General features: G+C 52.2%; 1 rRNA gene. It reads left to right on the forward strand.

Annotation, left to right across the window (positions count from 1 at the left end):
• Positions 1-19: 19 nt before the first annotated feature.
• Positions 20-2953: ribosomal RNA gene (locus ACQKKK_RS26180) — 23S ribosomal RNA — on the forward strand.
• Positions 2954-2983: the final 30 nt, after the last annotated feature.

Here is a 2983-nt window from a genome sequence, read left to right on the forward strand (position 1 = left end):
AAGTAAGATCTTTTTTAACGGTTAAGTTAGAAAGGGCGCACGGTGGATGCCTTGGCACTAGGAGCCGATGAAGGACGGGACTAACACCGATATGCTTCGGGGAGCTGTAAGTAAGCTTTGATCCGGAGATTTCCGAATGGGGAAACCCACTGTTCGTAATGGAACAGTATCTTTACCTGAATACATAGGGTACTGAAGGCAGACCCGGGGAACTGAAACATCTAAGTACCCGGAGGAAGAGAAAGCAAATGCGATTTCCTGAGTAGCGGCGAGCGAAACGGAATTAGCCCAAACCAAGAGGCTTGCCTCTTGGGGTTGTAGGACACTCAACATGGAGTTACAAAGGAACGGGGTAAATGAAGTGACCTGGAAAGGTCCGTCAAAGAAGGTAAAAACCCTGTAGTTGAAACTTCGTTCCCTCCTGAGTGGATCCTGAGTACGGCGGGACACGAGAAATCCCGTCGGAAGCAGGGAGGACCATCTCCCAAGGCTAAATACTCCCTAGTGACCGATAGTGAACCAGTACCGTGAGGGAAAGGTGAAAAGCACCCCGGAAGGGGAGTGAAATAGATCCTGAAACCGTGTGCCTACAAGTAGTCAAAGCCCGTTAATGGGTAATGGCGTGCCTTTTGTAGAATGAACCGGCGAGTTACGATTTCATGCGAGGTTAAGTTGATAAGACGGAGCCGCAGCGAAAGCGAGTCTGAATAGGGCGAATGAGTATGAGGTCGTAGACCCGAAACCAGGTGATCTACCCATGTCCAGGGTGAAGTTCAGGTAACACTGAATGGAGGCCCGAACCCACGCACGTTGAAAAGTGCGGGGATGAGGTGTGGGTAGCGGAGAAATTCCAATCGAACCTGGAGATAGCTGGTTCTCTCCGAAATAGCTTTAGGGCTAGCCTCAAGATGAGAGTATTGGAGGTAGAGCACTGATTGGACTAGGGGCCCCCAACGGGTTACCGAATTCAGTCAAACTCCGAATGCCAAATACTTATTCTTGGGAGTCAGACTGCGAGTGATAAGATCCGTAGTCGAAAGGGAAACAGCCCAGACCACCAGCTAAGGTCCCAAAGTATACGTTAAGTGGAAAAGGATGTGGAGTTGCTTAGACAACCAGGATGTTGGCTCAGAAGCAGCCACCATTTAAAGAGTGCGTAATAGCTCACTGGTCGAGTGACTCCGCGCCGAAAATGTACCGGGGCTAAACGTATCACCGAAGCTGTGGATTGACACCATTTTGGTGTCGATGGTAGGAGAGCGTTCTAAGGGCGTTGAAGTCAGACCGGAAGGACTGGTGGAGCGCTTAGAAGTGAGAATGCCGGTATGAGTAGCGAAAGAAGGGTGAGAATCCCTTCCACCGAATGCCTAAGGTTTCCTGAGGAAGGCTCGTCCGCTCAGGGTTAGTCGGGACCTAAGCCGAGGCCGAAAGGCGTAGGCGATGGACAACAGGTTGATATTCCTGTACCACCTATACATCGTTTGAACGATGGGGGGACGCAGAAGGATAGGGTAAGCGCGCTGTTGGATATGCGCGTCCAAGCAGTTAGGCCGGAAACGAGGCAAATCCCGTTTCCATTAAGGCGGAGCTGTGATGGCGAGGGAAATATAGTACCGAAGTTCCTGATTCCACGCTGCCAAGAAAAGCCTCTAGTGAGATGTAAGGTGCCCGTACCGCAAACCGACACAGGTAGGCGAGGAGAGAATCCTAAGGTGTGCGAGAGAACTCTCGTTAAGGAACTCGGCAAAATGACCCCGTAACTTCGGGAGAAGGGGTGCTTTTTAGGGTGAATAGCCCGGAAAAGCCGCAGTGAATAGGCCCAGGCGACTGTTTAGCAAAAACACAGGTCTCTGCGAAGCCGCAAGGCGAAGTATAGGGGCTGACACCTGCCCGGTGCTGGAAGGTTAAGGGGAGAGGTTAGCGCAAGCGAAGCTTTGAACCGAAGCCCCAGTAAACGGCGGCCGTAACTATAACGGTCCTAAGGTAGCGAAATTCCTTGTCGGGTAAGTTCCGACCCGCACGAAAGGTGTAACGATCTGGGCACTGTCTCAACGAGAGACTCGGTGAAATTATAGTACCTGTGAAGATGCAGGTTACCCGCGACAGGACGGAAAGACCCCGTGGAGCTTTACTGCAGCCTGATATTGAATTTTGGTACAGCTTGTACAGGATAGGTAGGAGCCTGAGAAGCCGGAGCGCTAGCTTCGGTGGAGGCGTTGGTGGGATACTACCCTGGCTGTATTGAAATTCTAACCCGCGCCCCTTATCGGGGTGGGAGACAGTGTCAGGTGGGCAGTTTGACTGGGGCGGTCGCCTCCTAAAGAGTAACGGAGGCGCCCAAAGGTTCCCTCAGAATGGTTGGAAATCATTCGTAGAGTGTAAAGGCACAAGGGAGCTTGACTGCGAGACCTACAAGTCGAGCAGGGACGAAAGTCGGGCTTAGTGATCCGGTGGTTCCGCATGGAAGGGCCATCGCTCAACGGATAAAAGCTACCCCGGGGATAACAGGCTTATCTCCCCCAAGAGTCCACATCGACGGGGAGGTTTGGCACCTCGATGTCGGCTCATCGCATCCTGGGGCTGTAGTCGGTCCCAAGGGTTGGGCTGTTCGCCCATTAAAGCGGTACGCGAGCTGGGTTCAGAACGTCGTGAGACAGTTCGGTCCCTATCCGTCGCGGGCGCAGGAAATTTGAGAGGAGCTGTCCTTAGTACGAGAGGACCGGGATGGACGCACCGCTGGTGTACCAGTTGTCTTGCCAAAGGCATAGCTGGGTAGCTACGTGCGGACGGGATAAGTGCTGAAAGCATCTAAGCATGAAGCCCCCCTCAAGATGAGATTTCCCATGGCGCAAGCTAGTAAGATCCCTGAAAGATGATCAGGTTGATAGGTCAGAGGTGGAAGCGTGGCGACATGTGGAGCTGACTGATACTAATAGATCGAGGACTTAACCAACGCTTTTTAAAAAATGAAATACCTTCTTAT

The organism is Peribacillus sp. NPDC006672, assembly GCF_050274955.1.
Taxonomy (GTDB): domain Bacteria; phylum Bacillota; class Bacilli; order Bacillales; family DSM-1321; genus Peribacillus.